Raw genomic sequence first — 2237 nt, 5'->3', positions numbered from 1 at the left:
TTCGAGGGCATTATTTCGAGCCCACCTGAATAGTTACAAAAATACTTACACAACTTGCGCCGCAGGCTGTGCGCGCCCAGATAACAAACGAATAAATTGCGCGCGTAAAATGGGGTTTAACTCCAACGCGATAAGCCCTGAAGTTCGCAATAATTGAACTGGTAAAGGCGTTCGCGTAAATATACGATTAAAGCCATGACTCAGCGCTATGGTATTGCGCTGATCAGCCATCTGTTGCTTTTCGTAATCTTGAAGTACCGCCAAATCACCCACGCACTGCCCTGCGGCCACCCCCTTTTTCAGCGTCGACACTAAACGCAAAGCGTCTCGAACCGACAAATTGAAACCTTGCCCTGCAACAGGGTGCAGAAAGTGCGCAGCATTCCCCATGAGTACGACATTGGAACGCACTTGCTCCTCGGCAACCAGTAACGATAACGGGTAAAAGCTCGGTGTACTCATTGCCGTCAAACGGCCTAATCTAAAACCAAATTGAGACTGCAAGCGCTGTAGAAGTACCGCCTCACCGCAAGATTGATAGTCATCAATCTCACCCTCAGGGCAGGTCCACACAAGGGCACTCTCACAACTTCGAGCATGCCCGCCCCTTGGCAGCAATGCTATTGGCCCACGATGGGTGAAGCGCTCAAACGCCTGCAATTGATGAGGGAGTTCGTGACGCACATTCGCCACGATGGCATGTTGGTGATAGTCGACACGGCGCACACCGATACCTAACTGCTTTCGCAGCGTCGATTCTGCACCATCAGCCACAACCACCAAATTAAAGTTTTCACTGAAAGGCTCTTCACCCTCCAGCCAATGAAGCATCCCACCCGAAGCATTCATAGCAACAGACTGAACCCGCGCTTGAATACAGCGCACACGGGGCTGCTTATCTATCGCCTCCGCTAGCACACGCCCCATGCCCGCATTATCAACGACATACCCTAAAGGCTCACCGCCATTATCGCTCGGGTCGAAAAGCGCCATGCCGGCGTGCCCTTTATCAGACACATGAATATGCTGGATCGCCGTTGCGTGTGCAGCAAGGGCCGACCACAAGCCTAAGCGCTGGAAACATTGCTCCGTGGATGGCGCAATCGCTGTCGAGCGACGATCAAAACTGGGCCGCTCCCCACTATCCGCTTTTTCGCCATCAAACAAAGTAACCGTTGCGCTAGGCAGGTTACGCGACAGCAATAATGCCAATACCGCCCCCACCATACCGCCACCAACAATACCAATAGACGGCCCGGTTATTTCAACACCACTCAACTCTTGCACAAGCCCCACCTTTCATTAAAATCAAACGCCACTGTCGAATGTGTCATTTTAAATGTGCTCTATTCTTGCGCATGATACGGTATTCGCCTGCAACTTTCCTTGCCCACACGGCTAAGAAACTTATAAAAAATGTAACTATTCAAACATGCACAAATAGGCCGGCAAACTGATCATTTTCTGGGCCGTTCAAGCCATCCATGGGCACTATGCAAGCGTTCTGGAAAACGTGCTCCTGCGTTTTCTCCCCCTTGCCATCCCTGCAAGGCCTGACGCTTGAATGCCCAGAAAACAATCAATTCGCCTTTTGGATGAGCATTATTTCGGCCCACGTGAATAGTTACTAAAAAACAAGGACTACACAATGACGCCTTACAGCATCCGTTATCACACCTACATTGCCGGCCAGAATAACAACATCGTAACCGGAGATGCTTTTCGCCATTTGCTTAAAAATTGCTCACTCGGGCAGCGCCGCCCCACCGAGGATGTGATTTGCACCGACGGGATGATCAATAACAGTAATCTAATTGTTAGCGCCTGGGACGAAAATGCAGAAGGGCAGCCTTTAATTGGTATTGCACGCGCTATGACCGACTTCCATTACGCTTGCTACCTTTCAGACCTAGCAGTACACAACGATTACCAACGACTAGGCATAGGAAAAAAACTCATCGAAAATACGACCGAAGCGATACAGAAAAAATGTAAGGTGATATTACTGGCCGCACCCGACGCTAACGAATATTACGCACCGCTAGGTTTTGCAAACAATCCTCGCGGCTGGGTTCTGGACAATGAATAACTAAGGGGCGAGGCAATAATAGTTTGTCCAATTAGACGAAGGCGCCTGTTTTCTCAGCAAGGCGCTCGAAGGGACGCATGCCGGGGCCTATACGGATATAGGTCATTAGGGCAGCCCTTTCAAGGTGAAATAAAAACCATCGTGGATT

General features: G+C 50.0%; 2 protein-coding genes. One reads left to right on the top strand and one right to left on the bottom strand.

Features of this window, described 5'->3' with window-relative positions; genetic code table 11:
* Positions 1 to 45: 45 nt before the first annotated feature.
* Positions 46 to 1287: an FAD-dependent monooxygenase gene (locus AC3A8L_RS21365; RefSeq protein ID WP_487964298.1), complete on the bottom strand. Its 1242-nt coding sequence runs from the start codon at positions 1285 to 1287 to the stop codon at positions 46 to 48.
* 361 nt (positions 1288 to 1648) lie between these two features.
* Between AC3A8L_RS21365 and AC3A8L_RS21360 the strand changes: the two genes are divergently transcribed.
* Positions 1649 to 2089 carry a GNAT family N-acetyltransferase gene (locus AC3A8L_RS21360; RefSeq protein WP_487964297.1) on the top strand — a complete coding sequence of 147 codons (441 nt, stop codon included), beginning with the start codon at positions 1649 to 1651 and terminating at the stop codon, positions 2087 to 2089.
* Positions 2090 to 2237 lie beyond the last annotated feature (148 nt).

It is taken from the genome of Marinagarivorans sp. (assembly GCF_982758155.1).
The sequence above is the reverse complement of the archived record's forward strand: the minus strand, read 5'-3'. Positions and strand labels throughout refer to the sequence as shown.